The 18,877-nt window shown below is 59.8% G+C and carries 13 protein-coding genes; 5 read left to right on the plus strand and 8 right to left on the minus strand.

Features of this window, described 5'->3' with window-relative positions; genetic code table 11:
* Positions 1 to 25: 25 nt before the first annotated feature.
* The 6 genes from V474_RS22585 to V474_RS22610 all read right to left on the minus strand — a co-directional run bounded on the left by V474_RS22585 (position 26) and on the right by V474_RS22610 (position 7,540).
* Positions 26 to 1,756, minus strand: a complete 1,731-nt coding sequence (locus V474_RS22585; RefSeq protein WP_059153481.1) for a type I secretion system permease/ATPase — start codon at positions 1,754 to 1,756, stop codon at positions 26 to 28.
* Positions 1,757 to 1,816: 60 nt separating this feature from the next.
* Positions 1,817 to 3,322: a TolC family outer membrane protein gene (locus tag V474_RS22590; RefSeq protein WP_236711404.1), complete on the minus strand. Its 1,506-nt coding sequence runs from the start codon at positions 3,320 to 3,322 to the stop codon at positions 1,817 to 1,819.
* Positions 3,323 to 3,407: 85 nt separating this feature from the next.
* Entirely contained in the window at positions 3,408 to 4,463 is a 1,056-nt protein-coding gene (locus tag V474_RS22595; RefSeq protein ID WP_059153483.1) for a cell wall hydrolase, read from the minus strand.
* Positions 4,464 to 4,738: 275 nt separating this feature from the next.
* Positions 4,739 to 6,076: an outer membrane beta-barrel protein gene (locus tag V474_RS22600; RefSeq protein WP_059153484.1), complete on the minus strand. Its 1,338-nt coding sequence runs from the start codon at positions 6,074 to 6,076 to the stop codon at positions 4,739 to 4,741.
* A gap of 3 nt (positions 6,077 to 6,079) precedes the next feature.
* On the minus strand, positions 6,080 to 6,553 hold the full coding sequence (locus V474_RS22605) for a polysaccharide biosynthesis/export family protein (protein ID WP_236711405.1): 474 nt from the start codon (positions 6,551 to 6,553) through the stop codon (positions 6,080 to 6,082).
* Between the two features lie 546 nt (positions 6,554 to 7,099).
* Positions 7,100 to 7,540: a hypothetical protein gene (locus V474_RS22610; RefSeq protein ID WP_148649523.1), complete on the minus strand. Its 441-nt coding sequence runs from the start codon at positions 7,538 to 7,540 to the stop codon at positions 7,100 to 7,102.
* Positions 7,541 to 8,071: 531 nt separating this feature from the next.
* Here V474_RS22610 and V474_RS22620 point away from each other — a divergent pair.
* The 4 genes from V474_RS22620 to V474_RS22635 all read left to right on the plus strand — a co-directional run bounded on the left by V474_RS22620 (position 8,072) and on the right by V474_RS22635 (position 15,076).
* The gene (locus V474_RS22620) at positions 8,072 to 9,109 is read left to right on the plus strand and encodes a polysaccharide pyruvyl transferase family protein (RefSeq protein WP_148649524.1); all 1,038 of its coding nucleotides are present in this window, start codon (positions 8,072 to 8,074) and stop codon (positions 9,107 to 9,109) included.
* Positions 9,110 to 9,672: 563 nt separating this feature from the next.
* Entirely contained in the window at positions 9,673 to 10,779 is a 1,107-nt protein-coding gene (locus tag V474_RS22625) for an acyltransferase family protein (protein WP_059153489.1), read from the plus strand.
* Between the two features lie 113 nt (positions 10,780 to 10,892).
* Complete coding sequence (locus tag V474_RS22630; RefSeq protein ID WP_236711406.1) at positions 10,893 to 13,568, plus strand: family 16 glycosylhydrolase; 2,676 nt, start codon at positions 10,893 to 10,895, stop codon at positions 13,566 to 13,568.
* Positions 13,569 to 13,801: 233 nt separating this feature from the next.
* On the plus strand, positions 13,802 to 15,076 hold the full coding sequence (locus tag V474_RS22635) for an O-antigen ligase family protein (protein WP_169795127.1): 1,275 nt from the start codon (positions 13,802 to 13,804) through the stop codon (positions 15,074 to 15,076).
* Here V474_RS22635 and V474_RS22640 read toward each other — a convergent pair.
* Positions 15,068 to 16,411 carry an MFS transporter gene (locus tag V474_RS22640; RefSeq protein ID WP_059153492.1) on the minus strand — a complete coding sequence of 448 codons (1,344 nt, stop codon included), beginning with the start codon at positions 16,409 to 16,411 and terminating at the stop codon, positions 15,068 to 15,070. The genes V474_RS22635 and V474_RS22640 overlap by 9 nt on opposite strands.
* A gap of 154 nt (positions 16,412 to 16,565) precedes the next feature.
* Positions 16,566 to 17,528: a glycoside hydrolase family 16 protein gene (locus V474_RS22645; protein ID WP_059153493.1), complete on the minus strand. Its 963-nt coding sequence runs from the start codon at positions 17,526 to 17,528 to the stop codon at positions 16,566 to 16,568.
* A 103-nt stretch (positions 17,529 to 17,631) separates the two neighbouring features.
* Between V474_RS22645 and V474_RS22650 the strand changes: the two genes are divergently transcribed.
* Positions 17,632 to 18,873, plus strand: a complete 1,242-nt coding sequence (locus tag V474_RS22650) for a glycosyltransferase family 2 protein (RefSeq protein WP_236711407.1) — start codon at positions 17,632 to 17,634, stop codon at positions 18,871 to 18,873.
* Positions 18,874 to 18,877 lie beyond the last annotated feature (4 nt).

Consider the following 18,877-nt stretch of genomic DNA (forward strand, 5'->3'; position numbering starts at 1 on the left):
TGACGATCTGTTGGGACACGGGACTTTACTCGGCTGACTGGGTGGAGGGGGATGGCGGCGCCGGATTGAAATTGATGCGCTTGAGCATCTCGGTACGCTCGCCCATTTGCATGAGCTGGCCGTCGGCCATGATCATGATGTGGTCGACATGGGCGAAGACGGTGGGGCGATGGCCGACAATGACTACGATTGCGCCGCGTTGTTTGGCGGCGCGCACAGCCTCGACAAGGGCGTCCTCGCCAGCCGCGTCAAGGTTGGAATTGGGCTCGTCGAGTACGATCAGGAACGGATTGCCATAGAGCGCGCGGGCCAGTGCAATGCGCTGCTTTTGGCCCGCTGAAAGACCGCCCCCGCCCGGGCCGCCCAGCACGTACTCGTAACCGCCCGGCAATGCCACGATCATGTCGTGAACGTCGGCGGCGCGGGCAGCGGCGATGATCGCCTCGGGGTCGGCTTCGGCCTCGAAGCGGGCAATGTTCTGCGCGAGCGTACCGTCGAACAGTTCGATGGCTTGGGGCACGTAGCCGATGTCGCGGCCCAGAAGCACGGGATCCCATTGCTCCAGAGAGGCACCGTCGAGCCGCACCGCGCCGCGCAATAAGGGCCATGCACCAGTGACGGCGCGCATCAGCGTCGATTTACCGGATCCGCTGTGTCCGATTACGGCCAGCGCTTCTCCGGCCGAGAGGCGGAACGAAACGTTTGCGACGGTAACCTTCTGCCTACCCGGGGGGGCGCAAACGACGCCTTGCACTTCGAGGCTGGCTTTAGGTCGCGGTAGCGGCATCGGTGCCTCGCGGAGGGGTATGTGTTCCAGCAGTCCGGTCAGACGGCGCCAAGCCTGGCTTGCTTCGGTCATCGGTTTCCATTGCCCGATCGTCTGCTCGACAGGCATCAAGGCACGCGCACTCAGGATCGAGCCGGCAATAATGACACCGCCGGTCGCATCGCCGTCGATGACCAGGAAGGCGCCCACGGCCAGCACGAAGGATTGCAGGAACAGGCGGAAGGCCTTGCCGATCACTTGCATCCGGCCGGCAGCACCGGCCAATTCGTCGTGGGAGGAGATCAGGCTGAGGCTGATTGCGTCCCAACTGGAACGGCGGCGGCCACCCATGCCCAGCACCCGTAGAACTTCACCGTTGCGGCGCACGTCCTCTGCCATGGTGAAGCGCGCGGCTGTAACGGCTGCGGCCTGTAGAGCGGGCCCCCGGGTTTGGCGGTCACCCAAAACCATCAGCACGATCATCACAAGCACGCCTGCGAGCGTGGCTAATCCGAGCACCCAGTGAAACAGCGTCAGGATCAGCAGGAACATGAGGACATAGGGAAGGTCCAGCAGCGCAAGCGGGCCTGCCCCGGTTATGTAGCCGCGCACAAGATCGAGATCGCGCACCGGCGCAGCGCCGGAGGGCAGGGGGCCAACTTCCTGTTCATGGCGACTGATTACATCATAAAGCCGGTCGCACAGGCGGCGATCAGCTTGAGCGCCAGTATGCAGCATCACGCGGGAGCGGATCACGTCGATGGCGCCCTGAAATATATAGGCTACGGTCACCATGAGCAGCAGTCCCGCAAGCGTCGCACCGCTGCGGCTGGCCAGGACGTCGTCGTAGACCAGCAACATGAAGAATGAGCCGGACAGCAGCAGTATGTTAAACACGGCGCTGAACGCGAGGATCGGCCACAGGACGGGAAGCACTGCTTGCAGCATTCCCCGAACTCCGGCGAACAGGTTTTCTCTGGCCGGATCCATTCTAACAATTCCTGATGGTGTTGAGTTGCGGGCGGAAGCCGCGCATTATGAGCGGCATCTTCATTGCCCTTCGGGTTCCGGGGCCATGACATGGTCCGGTTCGGCATCGTTCTCGACCTGGACGGCCGATGCTTTGAAATTATCATCCACGGCGACCGAGTCGATTATCTCGACGAGCGGCCCGGTCGGCAGCCCCGCGAAGGGAACCGAGTTGTAGGCGTTCGGATCGAAGGGCGGAGTACCCGGCGCGAAACTGTCCGCGCGCAATTGGCCCATGGCGCCCAGCAGCAAGGCATGTTGCACGTAGAGCTGGGCTTCGGCTTGCGCTCGTGCCTGGCGCGAAGTGAGAAGGTCGCGCGCGGTGTCAAGCACGTCGAGCGAGGTTACCTGCCCGGCAAGCTGTTGCTGCTGCGCGCCATCAAGAGCGCTTTGCGCGGCGGTGACGGCACGGGTGTACGCGGGCAGGGCGCGGCGGGCGGCAGACAGTTGGTCCCAATAACTGGCGATGTTCTCGCGGACGCCTCGCGAAGTCTGTTCCAGTTGCTGGGTCGCGGCATCTGCCAGTTGCTTGGCCTCGCGGATACGGGCGGAGAGAAGGCCGCCGGAATAAAGCGGCACGGTAAGCCCCACCTGCACTTGCGCGGAAAGTTCGCGCGTATTGTCGTTTTCGATCGTCAGCGATGAACGGGCGACACTGCCCTGAACCCCGACATAAGGCCTTGCATTGCCGCGGGCCTGCGCGATCCGGCCTTGCGCTGCGGCAAGGTCGAAGCGGGCGGATGCGAGCACCGGGCTGGATGCAGCGCCCATTGCCTGCGCTTCCTCGATTGAGCGCGGAAGAGGAGGCAACTGCGGTAGCGGCAACAGCCCATCTGGATAATGGCCCAGGATGTTGCGGTAAGTGTTGCGGCTGGCCTGCAGGTTGCCTTGCGCCAACTCCAGCTGCGCCTGGCCGCTGAAGATACGGTTGCGGGTCTGCTGCAGGTCTGTCTCGGTGGCGTAGCGCGCGGTGTAGCGGGCGTTGATCTGGTCGAGCGTCTCGGTCAGCTGGGATAGGTTCTCTCGGGCAATGCCGACCAGTTTCTCGTCGCGCAGGACGGCGGCATAGGCAATGACCACGTTGGCCATCAGGTCCTGCTCGCTGGAGTGCATGTCAGCAACCGATGCGCCGTATCCGGCTTGCGCGATGTTTCGCTGAGCGCTGAGCCGGCCGAAGGTAAACAGCGGCTGGTCAAGTGAAAGCGAGAGCTGCGGCGTAAAGCCATCCTGCCGCAGCACTGTGACGTTGCTCTGCGTGACGCGGCGCCAGGCATAGCGATAGCTGGCGTCGGCAGTGAGCGTGGGGCCGAACTGGGCCTTGGCCTGACGCATGCGTTCTTCGGCTGCGCGGGTGGAAGCACGGCTCGCTTCGACGCCGGGGTTGTGCTGGTAGGCGATGGCCATTGCCTCGCCGAGCGTCTCTGCCGATACCGGCGCGGGCATCGCTGAACACAGCAATAAAGGCAGCCAGGGCAAGGTCTGTATTTTCGCAGCCATGGTCATGTGCATGTTTGCGCTGTTCTTCATCAGGCGGATTTCATGCGCGGGCATGGTGAATATTGCCCTGAGATGGAGCCTGGGATTTCCCCATAGAACCATCTGCCGTCGGACTTCAGGAGGCATGGGAAAAGTCTCCCTTGAAGGTGATCCAGCGGCGGTTTGCGTCCGACAGGCACTGTGCGTCCGACGGGCGATTGAAGCGGGCGCAGTCCCAAAGGACGATCTCGACGCCAGTGCGCTTGTCGGTCACGTAGAGGAAGGCGACAGTGCGGATGACGGGGTTTTGGGGAGAGCCGAAGCCTTGCGAAGTCCGGTCCCACCCGACGACTTTGCAATAGACTTGTCCCGCGCACTTCCCCAGGCCCAGCATCGCCAGCCTGGCGCCGTCACCGCCGGCATCGACGAGAATGAAATGATCGCCTTCGCGCGTGCTGATCGTGTCGATAACGCTGGTGGTCGCCGCAGAGCCCAGCGCGCCTGACGTGCCGTTGACGGTCGCCAATTGCGACGTAACCGGACCGCGATGTGCGGGAGACAGGAAGGCCAGTTTGGGTTCGAAAGGCTCTGTATCGTCAAGCGGAGAGGTGAAAGCGTGCTGGCGCCCCCAACCACCACGCCAGCGAAAGAACAGGTGCGTGTCTACCCGGGCTATCTTGTCGAGCGTGGCGCTCCAGTAGGGATGCACCCAATCGGTGTGATAATGCGTGGCCATGCCGACAGCCGGGTCGGTCTCTCCCGTAAGGAAGGCCAATGCCGTGGCGCGGGCACGCTGCCAAGCGGAGGGCGAGGGTATCCGCGCCAGTGCGCCGTCGCAGGTGAATGTGAACTGGCATCCGGTCGCGCGTTCGGATCCCTGATAGACGACGGCGCAGACTGAGTGGGGATAGGCCGGGTGACGCACCCGGTTCAGGACTACCTGGGCGACGGCCGCCTGCCCTGCGCGGTCACTTCCCGCTTCGTAGAGTACGGCGCTGGCGAGGCAATCCAGAGCGCGGGGAAATTTGGCGCTGTCACGGTTCATGCGAAATGGCAAGGAGCGGTCGGTACCGAGGGCGGCGAAAGGGATCGCCGCGTTAAGCCGGCGGGCGGTCTTGGGATCGACGTCGGCAAAAAACAGCGGTTCGATTTTCGGGGCATCGCCGCCGGTCGGCGCATGGTTGCCGGACAACGCGTGGCTTCGGCGGTCCGGGACCAGCCGCGATGCTGCATTCGGTTGTGCTGGAGATAGAACCCTGGCGAGCAAAAGAGCGGCAAGAAGCACGAGGACCGATGCCAGTATGACCGCAAAAATGAGGCAGCGTGGGCTCACCGAAGCTAACAGCGAAAGCGCGGTCGTCCTGCGCTTTCGCCAGTCCATCATGTTATTGGGAGCCTGCGGAAGTCCGCCTGGAAGGAGGCGGGGCGCCATTGCCGGCCGGCAAAAGTTGAAGGTGGCCTCACCCATCATCGTGCCAACGTGACCGAGAGCAGGCCGTAGAACTGGGAGAAGGGTTCGAACGGCGCGGGGCCGTTTACGAACCGCCTCGCGTAACCCACGTTCACATTTGCCGAAAGCCAGCGGGTGAAGCGTAGGCGCGGCCCGGCCGAGATGTCGAAGCGCCGTGACGAATAGGGTTGCTTGCCATAGTCTTCCAGCGTGAACTTGGTCGCGCCAAGCCAGGACAGGCTGCGCCGCATCTCATATTCCGCTTCGACTTTCACGGTCGTCAGCGTGACGGCGCTCACGAGGTCGTAGGGACTAGTTGTGTTACTCTGTTCGATGCTGCCGCGCACGGCGAGCAGGCGCGAGGGAAAGTACCGCAAGTGTCCCCATATGGCCGGGCCCGCAATGGCGCCGAACGCAGCGTTTTTGAAATCATAGCGGCGGTATCCGAAGCCCACCTGCGCATAGATAAGCTGTGAAATCTCGTAGCGGACGCCCACGGTCCCGCTCCAGTTTTCGGCGTCGCGGTTCACTAGCTGACGTGACGGCGCGTAATTGAAATGGTCGTATTCCACGCCTGCGAAGATCGCAGTGCGGCCGCTGATTTCGTAAGATACGATGCCTTGGGCGCTATACCGCGTGACGTTGCGGAAACGCTGATCGGCGGAAGTTCCCGTACTTCCCGCGAGGTCTTCGTAACGCTGATGCATGCCGAGAACCTGGGCGTCGATCGCGAGCCGGTTGAACTGCTTGCGCCCGGTAAACGAGCCGCCGAGGACTCGGCGCATCAGCGGTTCACCACCGACGAGGTCGTTCTCCACCGTTCCGCGCATGATTGCTTCGCGGCGGTAGCCCAAATTCACCGAAATCGAATTGGGGCCGGTAGTACCGTGGGTGTAAGTGCTTTCCAGGCTATATTCGGTCGAATCCTGGCTGGCCAGCTTCAGGTAGGAGCTTGTGCGCGCCATGGCTTCGACGGAAATATTCTGGAACCGATTTTCCTTGCGCAGCCGCAGACGAGGTTCTGCCTGAAGAACAATGTCCGATTCCTTCACGCTGGTGCGGGTGAACACGTTGTTGTTACCGCGCATGCCGAAAGTAACGGTCGGGAGCACCTGGAAGCCGGCGATATCGTAGCCGATCTGCCTATACTCCGGGATGATCCTGGAGCCGGGCACATCGTTCGGCTCACGGATCAGAGGGCCGATGTTCTGGGCCTCTGCTGCGTGAGACCATGCAGTTGAAAGAGCAATGACCGCGAAGCTGGCGCGCAAGCGCGCGACGCGCAGAGGTGGAAGGCCTGCGATATGGCTAAAGAGCTGGCTAGAGCCAGCGTTATAGAAGGCTATCTTGGGCACAGCCTAGAACTTCCGCTCGAGTACGCGGACGGTGTCGCCAGGCTGAACGGGCGTATTTCCGTCTAGGCGGTAAAGGACTTCTCCGGCGCCTTCCTTGTGGCGGATATAGACGCGCTTTTCATCCGCGCGGTAAGTGAAGCCCGCCGCCTTGGCGACAGCGCTGAACACGGTCAGTCCTTCGACAAAGGGGTATTCTCCCGGAGTGTTGACTTCGCCAAGGATATAGTAAGGGCGGAAGTTCAGCACATCGATCGCGACGCTGGGATTGTCGATGTAGCCCTTACCGAGCGCGGTTGTAAGCCGGTTAGCCAAGTTAGGGGCAGTGATGCCTTTGGCTTGGACTGCGCCGATCAGTGGGAACGCTATGGCGCCGGAACCATCGACGAGATATTCGCCGGTAAGCTTTTCCTCACCGTAGACGGTGATGCGCAGTTTGTCGCCGGCACCCAGTGCGTAGCTGGTATCAGTGCTCGACAAGGCCAGTTCAGGTAGCGATCCACTACTTGCGCAGCCGGATGTTAGGCATCCGGCAATGAACAGAACGGTCAGAAATATCCGCATTTGTCGCCTGTTTTCTGTTCGAACCTGGTGAATGTCTGGTTCGTTAAATGGCTGATGTCTTGCGGCCTAGTTGATATAAGTCAGGGCCTTTTTACAAATAAAGATCCGTTCAATTGCGACCTTAATGCGCGAGGTACGTCCGATAGCGACCGATCTTACGATAATTTTTATGGATATCGGATTTTTATCGCCATAACGTATGGCAAAAGGTCTTTATGACTTTGTTGTTATCGGTTCCGGGCTCAATATTTAGTCATGGTGTGATAGTATCGCATATTTTTTGGAGGCAAATTCTGCGCGCCCGGCAATTTCCGTGCTTTGTAATGGCGATGGTGCCCCTTTTGCGGCACGCGACGCCCTGGATGTTGACGATAAGCCGGAAAGCATCGAAAGAGGGGGCGCTTGAACGCCTCCTCTTTCGTTCGCGGAAGGGCTTAGCCAGCAGGCAGGCCCTTATAAATATCAGTTGTAGAAATTGTAGTCGCCCAGCTTGAGCTGGTTGCCGTTCACCGAACCAACGGCGACGACATAGTCCAGCCCCGTAGTGGTGCTGTGGATGGTATAGTATTGCGCATGAATGTCGCCGCCGGGGCTCGCGCCGTTGTAGCCGTATCCAGTGAACGTGATTGTCGATCCGGCGCCAAATCCGGAGAGATAAAGAAAGTCGTTGTTGCCCGCTTCGTAGACACCAGCGCCGTGGAAATCATAAATGAAGTCCTGTGCCTTTGCCCCGATCGAGGTATTGTTGTTCAGCGCTGGATCGAAGTCCGACAGCTTGAGCACGAATGCGTCGTTGCCTGCGCCACCATAGTAATAGTCGATACCCTTGCCGCCTGCGAGCGCGTCCTTGCCGCCGCTTCCGGCAATTTTGTCGCTACCATCGGTTCCATAGTAAGTTGGCATGTCCATCCTCCTGAGTAAAAACGCAAATACCCCTTTGGGTGCCGAAAATCCTTGGGCCATAAGGTGCTTAAACTACGTAAAAATGCCCAAATATGACGCAAAATAGTTCACGGCACATTCACTATAATTCGAAGTGATTTTCGAACTCAAGTAGTTATGTGAAGGGTAGTTGTTATCCTGGCCGGGTTATTGTCCAATTTGGATGTTTAAGTGATTTATTGCATTTTCCATTATGGTACGTTCATCGGAAGAAGTGCGGCTGGAAGCAGGCGTATTCCCAGCGGTCCGCAATCGCGCGGAAGTCTGGTGCCAGAGGAACGGTTCATAGTGGATGCGAATAGCCTCAATGGCGGCCGTTCAAATGGCTGGCTAATGCCGAATTTTCACGGATCGAGTGGTTGTGGCGTGCCCTATGGTGGCTGAAGTGTTGCACGTGCGCACCACGATGGTGTTCAACTCGCCAATGGTTGAATCTATTTCGGCCCCCCCCCAACATAGCGTGCTTCATCGTTCCCGTTTGGCGGGCGGTAAGTGAAGTTGCTGCATTACGAGCCCGCTGTCCCGAACTTCGGAGATGACCTCAATGGCACCCTCTGGTCTGCTCTGGCGCCTTCGCTGTTCGAGGGAGAGGGCGTAGTCGATGATCGGGGCGAAGCCTTTGTAGGCATTGGAACCATCGTCGGGATTGATCCCGGTCGGCGACGGTGTCTGCATGTATTCTCCAGCGGTGCGGGCTACACAGCCGCCGATGGATGGGCTGGACTGGATGTGCATTATCACTGCGTGCGCGGACCGGTGACGGCGCAGGTGCTGGGATTGTCGGCGGACAGGGCCTTGACTGACGGAGCGATCCTGGCCCCGTTGGTCGACAGGTTTCGGTTTTCGGCGGCGGTTGAGGGTGCCGGAGCCCGTAACATTACGGCTGGTGGGCGCACCGTCGTCGTACCTCATTATGAGACGATCGCCTTTCCCGGCTGGGACCATGCCGTGCGGATGGCCGGCTTCGATCTCGTTGACCCCAGGGGAGCGCCTGAGGTCGTGATTGCCGCATTGGCAAGTGCACGCTTGGTACTTACCGAATCGCTGCACGGCGCGATTTTGGCCGATGCTTACGGCGTGCCGTGGCGGGGGTTTGCAGTTTCGCGCAATTTCTCGACAGCCAAGTGGGCAGACTGGACCGGGTCGTTGGAACTGAATGTAGAGATCGCGTTGGTGCCTCCGCCCGATCCGATGCCTTTGCTGCGTTTCGGTAAACGGGGAGAAGCGTTCGGTACCATGCTCCAACTGGAGCCTGAGGCATCTTTTCGCGAATTTCGCAGTCGTATTGCTCCGCCTGCCCGGATACCTTTCCTGAAAGCGCAAGCCAAACGGGTGCTGGAGGACCTGCCCGCAGCGCGACGGCTGCTTGGGTTCAGTCCCCAGCGCACTGCAAAAGCACTGGCCGAACTGGCGACGTATGAGCCTTACCTGAGTTTGGCGGGCAGGCGCGATAGCTTGCGTGATGCCATGTTGCAGAGACTGGAGGCGTTGGTCCGGCTGCACCAGGGGGCGTTGGCGAGGGTGACCTGATCTACGGCGGTCCCGGTATCGCCCCAAGACCGCAGTTAACCGATTAAACGCAGTTAGGGGTGTATGGGGCCTTTATGCAAAGGCCTCGACATCCCTTCCGACCTACCGCTTCGGTTGCATCACCTCCCGCACGCGTTGGCGCAAAGCCTATTCTGTGGCGAGGGTGGCTTGCCGGCGCAGCCATCAGCGTCTGCCTGTGGGGTGGGATTGCAATGGTCGTCGCAATCTTGTGACGACACCCGTGCTGGTTCGGACCACGCGCGACTGGGCGGATCGGCCGATAGTGTCCTGACCGCCTAATAATCCTGCCTCTCGCTGATCTTGGCGGTGCTGTCTGCGTTGCGCTGTCTTATCCGAATGGAAGGGTGGTTGCATTTCGTGCCATCAGCCGGCCCGACCGAGATGCGATTATCTGTATTTCGGATGTTCTTTTCGTTGTGAGCGCTGCGCGCCTCCCTAGCTTGGGGCCGAACACAGCTTTTGGTCGAAGATGCCGACACCTCGCGCCTTGCCGCATATGTGCAAGCGGGGTCGGATAGCCAAGGTGAGCGCGGGGCTACGTCTTGAGCAGAAATCTGTCCGTCTTTCTCGACCTGCTGCGCCTTTTTGCAGCCTTGTTAGTCTTCGTTGCGCACACCGGTGCGGTTTACAGTCTCGATATGCCTGTTATCGTCGCCCACAGTGCGAAGGAAGGGGTGGCAATCTTCTTCGTGCTTTCTGGCTTTGTCATCGCATTTGTTGCGGAATGCAAAGAGCATGGCTGGCGGTCCTTCGCTCGTGCGCGTGCGATCCGGATGTATTCGGTAGTCCCTGTCGCCATCGTGGTGCTGGTGGCGTGCCATGCGGTTGGCGTGACTGTGAACGCCGCTCTTTACGACGTTGGCGATGTCAGCGATCAGACGCTCCGCAAGACCCTGGGCGGCGCTCTCGTCGGTGAAGCGCCCGGGTGGCAGTCCATCTTCCGTTACCTGACTTTTACCAACGAATTCTGGTTCGATCGTATCGTTGTATCTACGGGTACGCCGTTCTGGTCGCTTGGGTTCGAGATAGCCTATTATGTTACTTTCGCTATCCTGTTCTACGTGCGTGGGGCCCGGCGCTGGCTATTGGCCGCCGTGTGGCTGGTAGCCTGTGGCCCTCGCATCGCAGTGGCATTCGTCTTGTGGCTGGTAGGAGTCGCTGCGTGGAGAGTTGTGCGGCGGTGTCCGCGGATTAGCGTGTTCGCGGGTTGGACTTTGCTATCAGCGTTAGCGCTTGCCATGCTTGTATGGCGTAGATGGGGCGGCGCATTGGCAATTCCGTTATTCGAATGGCCCGCCCCTGCACTGCTGTGTGCGAGCATGGCCTATTACCTGGTGCTGGGGCTGCTGCTGGGGGCGATCATTGTCGTTTTCGCTGCGTGCACATCGGAACGGGCGATCTGGCCGGTCGGAGTGGAACGCTTCGTTCGTTACTGCGCAGGTGCCAGCTTCACTCTCTACATCGCCCATCTCCCGATTCTGGTGCTGATTGCAGCGATCCGGACTGATGGCCTCGGGACGAACTCGGGCGGGTTACTTGCGGGCAGCATTACTATCGGTGCGACGTTCATCCTGGCGGAACTGGGGGAGCGACGTAAATATATTTATGGGCGCGTATTCGCGAAAATGCTCAATTATTGGAAAGGCTAAAGAAGAAATTCATCGATGCAATCGATTAAAGTGCGTTTACCAGAGTCCTTATGTCAGTGTTGTGAATGACAAAGCTATCAATAGCCACGACACAGCGGAGCAATAGCGCTTCGATGGCGGGGTTATTGGTTATGACTTTTTCGTATAAAAACACTTTCGGAAAAATACTTAACAGTTCTTCTTCATCTGTTAAAACATTTCTCGGGACATCTGCTTCTGATGCCATTTGGGGGACGGATAAGGCTGACATCATGCGCGGCTACGGCGGCGGTGACAGCTACTATGGTGGGCAGGGTGACGACACTTACATAATCTCTTCCGAAAAGGACAAGCTGTTCGAGGCGACAGGAGAGGGCATCGATACCGTGCGCTCTTCGGTCTATCATACCTTGGGCGCCAATTTCGAAAACTTGATCCTCGAAGGCAATGGCTCCTGGTATGGCGGCGGCAACGACCTCGACAACGTCATCATTGGCAACGAGTATGCGCAGCAGATCAACGGCGGGGCCGGCAACGACGTACTGGTTGGCGGCGGTGGGGCGGATACCTTTATCATCGTAAAAGGCAACGGCAGCGATGTCATCGTCGACTTCACGACCGGCGTCGATAAGATCCAGCTCAGCGGTTACGGTGTCACCAACTTTTCGCAGCTGCAGTCCGCTGCGAAGCAAGTGGGGGCGGATACTGTACTGCACTTCACCAACGGCGAAGACCTGATCTTGCGCGGCGTGACGGCTACCAGCCTGGTTGCCAAAGACTTTACTTACGAGATCAACCGCGGTGCGTTGACGCTCAACTTCGGCGATGATTTCAACGCCCTTAGCCTTTACTCCAAGGGCGGCACCTGGCGTACCGAATATGGCCATGGCGGGCCGGGTACCATCGCTAGCCACACGCTGAAAACCGAGTCCGAGGTTTATATGGATCCCGATTGGGGAGGCACCGGCGCGAAACCGTTGGGTGTGAACCCCTTCTCCATCAACGACGGTGTGCTGACGATCACAGCTGCCCCGGCGACGGCGGATGTGCTCCCCTTCATCGACGGGCACACGTATACTTCTGGCCTGCTGACGACCAAGTTCACGTTTGCGCAGCAGTATGGCTATTTCGAGATTCGCGCTGCGCTGCCGGCAGGGCAAGGCTTCTGGCCCGCGTTCTGGCTGCTGCCGGCAGACAGCAGCTGGCCGCCCGAACTCGACGTGTTCGAGATGCTCGGCAAGGATCCGAACGTCGTTTACTTGACCACGCATGGCATAGAAAACGGCAAGAACACCATGGATCAGGACCGCGCCGTGCTCGATACCACGAAGTTCCACACATACGGCGTCGACTGGAACGGTGAACGGGTGATCTACTATATCGACGGTGTGGAAGTGGCGCAGCAGGCTACGCCGCCGGCCATGAATAAGGAAATGTACATGCTGGTCAACCTTGCGGTAGGCGGGAATGGCAGCTGGGGTGGCGCCGCCGACGCGACGACAGGCACGGGCGAAATGAAGGTGGACTATGTGCGTGCCTATCGCACGGCCGACACCGTTTCGGCGACGATCAAAGGTACGCATACCGTCTATTCAGCGAATGGGTCCACCTCGGCGCCTGTCGTCACAACGCCGGGAACCTCGAACCCTACTATGCCCGTTGATTCGAATGAAAGTGCATCGGGCGGCGTCGCAACCGGCAAGACTTATGTGGGCACCAGCGGGGACGATACATTCCGTGTCAGCTCGGCGCTCGACAAGATCGTCGAGCAGGTCAATGGCGGTTCAGATTCGGTCGTCTCCAGTGCGAGCTTCACGTTGCCGGACAATGTCGAGAACCTGAGCCTTTCCACCGACGCCGCGCTCAACGGCACCGGCAATGAGCTTGCCAACAGAATGATCGGTACCCAGACGGCGAACGTCCTCAAGGGGCTGGCCGGCAATGACTATCTCGATGGGAACGGGGGTGCGGACACACTTTACGGCGGAATGGGCGACGACACTTACCGGGTCGACAGCACTGCGGTGAAGGTCATCGAAGTGGCGAATGAAGGCACCGATACTGCTATCAGCACGGTTACCTACACCCTCACCGCGAATGTCGAAAATCTGCGCTTGAGCGGCACGGCCAATATCAACGGCACGGGCAATGCCGAAGACAATCGGATTATCGGCAATGCCGGGGTCAACGTCCTGACCGGGCTTGCGGGCAACGACTACCTAGACGGTGCCGGCGGTCTCGACACTCTGGTTGGCGGTAAAGGAGATGATATCTACATCGTCGATCAAGCCGGTGTGCGTGCGATCGAGCAAGCCAACGAGGGCAACGACACGGTCCGCTCATCTGTCAGCTATACGCTGCCCGCCAATGTCGAGATACTACGCCTGTCTGGCAGCGCCGGGCTCAACGGCGCCGGCAATACGCTCGCCAACAAGATCTATGGTAACGACGGCGACAACAAGCTGTTCGGCTGGGCTGGCAACGACTTGATCGACGGCGGAGCTGGCAACGATGTACTGAGCGGTGGCGCGGGCGACGATGCGCTTACCGGTGGAGCAGGCGCGGATACATTCGTTTTCGCTGCGGGCTATGGCAAGGATACGGCGACCGACTTCCAGCACGGCGTCGACAAGCTGGTGCTGGTTGGCGTGAAGACGAGCGCGGTTTCGATCAGCCACACGGCGACATCGACCGTGGTATCGATCGGTACCGAGAAGATCACCCTCACGGGTGATGCGCAGTTCGCCATGTCCGACATCAGCTTCCTCAGCACGGCGGACTACGGCAACACAATCGGACTGATGGCCTGAAACATACTCCAGAATGAAACAATCTTCCTGGCGGTGTGGTCGACCGTGCTGCCGGGGCCTTGTATCGAAGCTGCAACGCCATGTGTGTTGCAGCTTCGGGGGCTTTCAGGGCAGATGCTTTCTAACAGTGAGGCAATTCACGACATTCGGCCGATGGGTCCGAGCGGATTACTGATCTTGGCCGTCGGTTTCGCGATCACCAACCCCTCTGCGCCGCGATGGGCTTTATCGCAATGACAACCGCGCTCGCTGTGCCGCAGGCTCCTCGCAGCAGCCTTGTCGCCCTTCTTACCAACCGGAGCTTGCAGGATGGGGCCTTCGCCGCATTGATGGTGATCGCCCGTATTCCGTCCAGTGTCGGTATGCCAGGAGCCTTCGTTTTCCTGCTCCTGACCGGTATTTATGTTGCGATCCGGCTTGAACAGACCTGTGATGCCTTGCGGCGGTGTTGGTTTTTACTGGTGTTTCCGGCGTTTGCACTGTTGTCGGCGGTATGGGCGATCTACCCGGAAGTGACCTTACGTTATGCCTTGCAGATGACCCTTACGGCCTTGGCCGGGCTGCTGCTATCGCAAGCCGCTCAGCCAAGAGCGGTGCTGACAGGACTGTTCGTTGCCTATGCCGGGTATACCGTCGCTTCCCTAACGGCCGGCAACATCCACCCGGATGGCATGGGAGGCGCCCTTGCTCTCTACGGCCTGGGGGGGGAAGCCAAGAACTATTTCGCGGACACTGCCGGTACGGCTGTCTTGTTGTCGCTGATAATGCTTGTGACCGGCATTGAGCGGGACTCACCGGTGCTTGCCGTGTTTAGCGGCGGTATGTCTGCGATCTGCGTTTTGACGACGGTGCGTGCGCATTCTGCCGGGGCAGTGGCATCCCTGGCGCTTGCCGCCGCGCTGTTGACGGCGTTGCTGGTGCTGCGAACGCGTTCACCGGCCCTCAAGCTGGCCTTTGCCGCCACGGTCGTGGGCACCTTTGCGCTTTGCCTTCTATTCTTCCAGCCTCTTATGGCGATGGTACAGGAACTGTCTGCCAAGGATTCTGGGCTGACCGGCCGCGGCTACCTCTGGTATCGGGCGGAGTTCATCATCGCCCAAAGGCCTTGGCTGGGAATGGGCTATTTCGGCTTCTGGCATCCAGCGAATCCTGACGCGATCGGTTTGTGGCGGTATTTCGACGTGCATCAGGAAGGCACCGGCTTTTCGTTTCATAACAGCTATATACAGACTATGGTGGAGACCGGTTACATCGGCCTCGCCATCATGCTTGGGGGCTGGATCGCTGGCATTATCGCGTTGCTGCGCCGTTTTGTCCTGACGCCTTCGCTCGCCACCTGTTTCTGGCTGAGCTACATGGCGATGGAACTGAGCAAGTCGCCGGTGGAACCGATCCGCCCGGCTGCCCTGGTCGCGCCAACCATCATGCTGTTCGCGGCCTTGGGGTTCGGCTGGTTTCCTGTGGGCAAAGCAGGGACCGCGCGAACCCCGCAACCCGGGTCAGGCTGAACCTTTGACCAGCCGCCGTTCGTCCTCGCGGTCGATGGCGAGCAGCGACACGCCCTTGCTCTCGGTCATGATGATGGCGGAGATCAGGCTGATCGCCCCGGCGCCGAGGATGTAGAACGCAATCGGCAGCCAGTCGTCGTATTGCCGCAGCAGAGCGGTGCCGATCAGCGGTGCCCACGACCCGGCGAAGATCGCGGTGACTTGATAGCCGAGCGAGACACCTGAATAGCGCATACGGGTTGGGAACATCTCGGCCATGATTGCTGGTTGCGCAGCATACATCAGGGCATGTACGATCATGCCAAGGAAGATCGCGCCAAGGATAGTCAGCAGACTACCGGTGCCGAACATCGGGAAGGCAACGAAGGGCCAAACCATGGTCAGCGCCGCGCCGAGAATATAAATCGGCTTGCGTCCGATCCGGTCGGCTGCTGCGCCGAACACCGGGATGACCATCACATGCACGATATGCGCGCAGAACAAAAGCGTCAGGATACTGGTGGTGTTGACGCCGATATGCGCCAGGTACGTGATCGAGAACGTGACAACCATGTAGTAGAGGATGTTCTCGCCCACGCGCAGACCCATCGCGGTGAAGACGCCGCGCGGGTAGCGGCGGAACACTTCAACAAGACCATAACCGCCATCTGCGCGCTCTTCCGCTTCGGCCTTGGCGGCTTCGAAGATCGGCGAATCAGTCACCTGCGTACGGATGTAATAGCCGATGCCCACGATCACTGCGGAGAGCCAGAAGCCGATCCGCCAGCCCCAGGCAAGAAACTGCGCGTCGGATAAAGTAGCGGAAAGCACCAATAGCACGATCGTCGCCAGCAGGTTGCCCAAAGGTACGCCAGCTTGCGGGAAACTGCCCCAGAACGCGCGGCTGCGGTTCGGGCTGTGCTCTGCAACGAGCAGGACGGCACCGCCCCACTCACCGCCCAGCGCAAACCCTTGCACGAATCGCAGCGTCACCAGGAGCACCGGCGCCCAGTAGCCGATACCGCCGAAGGTCGGCAGGCAGCCCATGAGGAAGGTGGACAGGCCGATCAGCATGAGGCTGAACTGGAGCAGCGATTTGCGCCCAACCTTGTCACCGACGTGTCCGAACACGATGCCGCCAAGCGGGCGGGCGATGAAACCCACCGCGTAAGTTGCGAAAGCCGCGATCACGCCATCGAGGTCATTTCCGGTCGCCGGAAAAAACAGTTTGCCGAAGATCAGGGTGGCGGCGGTCCCGTAGAGGAAGAATTCGTACCACTCTACGATGGTGCCGGCCATTGATGCGCCTACCACCTTGCGTAGGTAGGGCAGGTCGGCCGTGTGCTCGTGATTCATTGCTTTCCCATCCGGTTCCCTTGCCGCGCTGCTTCGGCCCCTGTGACGGTTCCGATTTAGCTGCTGGCGCGTAGGATATGTTGCAGCGCATTCGGGCGGACTCAAGTCGCTAGAATGATAGGATCGCATTCGAACCGGTCCGATGCCGCTTTGCCTACATGTCAGGATGCGGCCAGGCTGTGATCCGGCGCACTTCGTAGCGCCCGGGAAAGCGCGTCGATTTGTCCGGGTATCCGCCCCAAGCGCCACCAATAGCAAGATTGGCAATCATATAAGCCTTCTGCGTAGTGAGCACGCGCGGCGTCGGCACCTTGGCCACAGGCTTGCGATCCACGAACCAGATCAGTTCCGATGGCCCCCACAGCAACCCGTACCGGTGGAAAGCTGCGGAAGCATCGAAATTCAACCGCACACGTGTGGTCTTCTTACCTTTGCCGGCGATCACGGTACAGTAGATAGTGCGCGGATCGCCCAGGCCCTCCATGATGTCGATCTCGCCGGTATCGGGCCAAGTGCCTTTCAATGGCATGAGCCAGAACGCTGGCCACATCCCTTTGCCGGCGGGTAGTCTGGCCTCGATCTCGAAGTACCCATACTTCTGTGCGAAGCTGAACTTGGTGGTGATCGCGCCGCCGTAATACGGTTTGTTCCAAGTCATTGCGCGCAGGTGCTGCGGCGTTCGCTGCGCGAGGATCGTAAGCTGGCCGCGTTCGAAGAGGAAAGGATCGAGCCCAAGCGGCACCCTGCCCAAAGGCGAAGGCGTCATTCCCATGAAGCTGGCATCGGAGGCGAAGCTACCCGACGACATCTGGCGGTTGGAAACCGAATGCGGCCCGCCGTACCCATAGACTGTGCGCCAGCGATGGGGCCTTTTGGGACGTTGTTGATCGGTGCCGCTATCAAACATGTTGAATTGCTCGTCGAAGGAAGGCGTACCTAGCCGGGCTTGCGTGAGATTATTGACGAAGGTGCTGGGCGGTAGGCGGCCAGCCTGATCTGCTCTCGCCGCTGGCTTGCCCGCAACCCGCGGCGGGCTGAACCACAGTAGCGTAAATAGCGAACAGGCAGCCAGTGCCATCTGGCTTCGCATTTTTACGGCTTCGGATTTGCGGGGCATGGCCTTCCTGTAGGGTGCTGGCCCTCCATGATCTGAACGGCGATCTATGACCTGGATGCGGGCAAGGTGGCGAACTTTAGTGCGGTGCGCCCGTCTTGATTGGGTGCAGTATGATCTTACTGCAATGCAGCATTGTCGGCCGGGCTTTTGGCTCCGGAATGGATGTCGTTGCCGTTCGTTGCAGGTATGGCTTCGTCTACTGTCGGGCAGGTCGTTCTTCAGCAGCGAACGCCTGTTTCCATTCCATTGCCCCGTTCGTGGAGGCCGCAATGACTGTCCCGGCGATGATCAAGTTTGGCTCGTGATGACGGCTGCCCCTCTGGTGTCGATACTAATGGTTGCGCGCAATGCTGCGCTGTTCATTGATGCGGCGATTGTTTCCGCCCGCGAACAGTCGCTGACCGATATAGAGATCGTTGTCGTCGATGACGGGTCCAGCGATTGCACTGCCCAACACGTTCGTGCCCATGTGGCCACAGACAGCCGTGTGCGCCTGCTGGAAGGCCCGCGAAGAGGGCTAAGCGCGGTGCGAAACACTAGCCTGAAGGCAGCCCGGGGGCACTTCGCGGCGATCCTCGACAGTGACGATATCCTGCATCCACGCCACCTCGAATGGCTGATGGCCGGCAGGGTTCGGGGCGGCGCTGAAATATTGGCCACCAACATGGTTGAGTTTCAGGAGGAAGGCAGCCGGCTGACGACCCGGATTTTCGCGGAAGGTCCGCTGTGGAACGATGCGCGGCCGATCGAGGCGGAAGAATACGTCGAGCGCGGGATGATCGGCGGCAAGGGTGCGTTGCCTGGCTATCTCAAACCCTTGTTCGACCTGTCGTTTCTGCGGGCTAACGGAGTGGGCTATGATGAACGGCTGCGCATCGGCGAAGATTTCGACCTAGTATTGCGTGCGATGTTGGCGGGAGCTCGGTATCTCTATTTGCCGGAGCCGACCTATTACTATCGCAGGCATGTGGCCTCTACATCGCACCGCCTGTCGCGCGCCGATCTGGAAGGGCTGCTGCGCGCGGCACAGGCCTATCCATGCGAGACAGATGGCACTCTCGCCGCGAAGGTGCAGGCTCGCCGCGAAAACCTCGAAGGGGCATTGCTCCATCTCGACACCATTGCCGCAATCAAGGACGGGAAGTTGATCCGAGCCTTGCGGCTGACGGCTGGGCACCCCGACGCCCGGCGCCTGACGCTGTCCAGCCTTTACGAGGCTACGGCCAAGCGCATCGGCCTTTTTCGGCCCGTGCGGCAGGCTGTCCCGCCGGCTCATGGCGAACCGCTGGCGGAGCGCCTGCGCTCAATTACGCAGGGTCTCCAGTCCGCCGTTCTCAATCCTTGATGGA

The organism is Novosphingobium barchaimii LL02 (genome assembly GCF_001046635.1).
GTDB classification, from domain to species: Bacteria; Pseudomonadota; Alphaproteobacteria; order Sphingomonadales; family Sphingomonadaceae; genus Novosphingobium; species Novosphingobium barchaimii.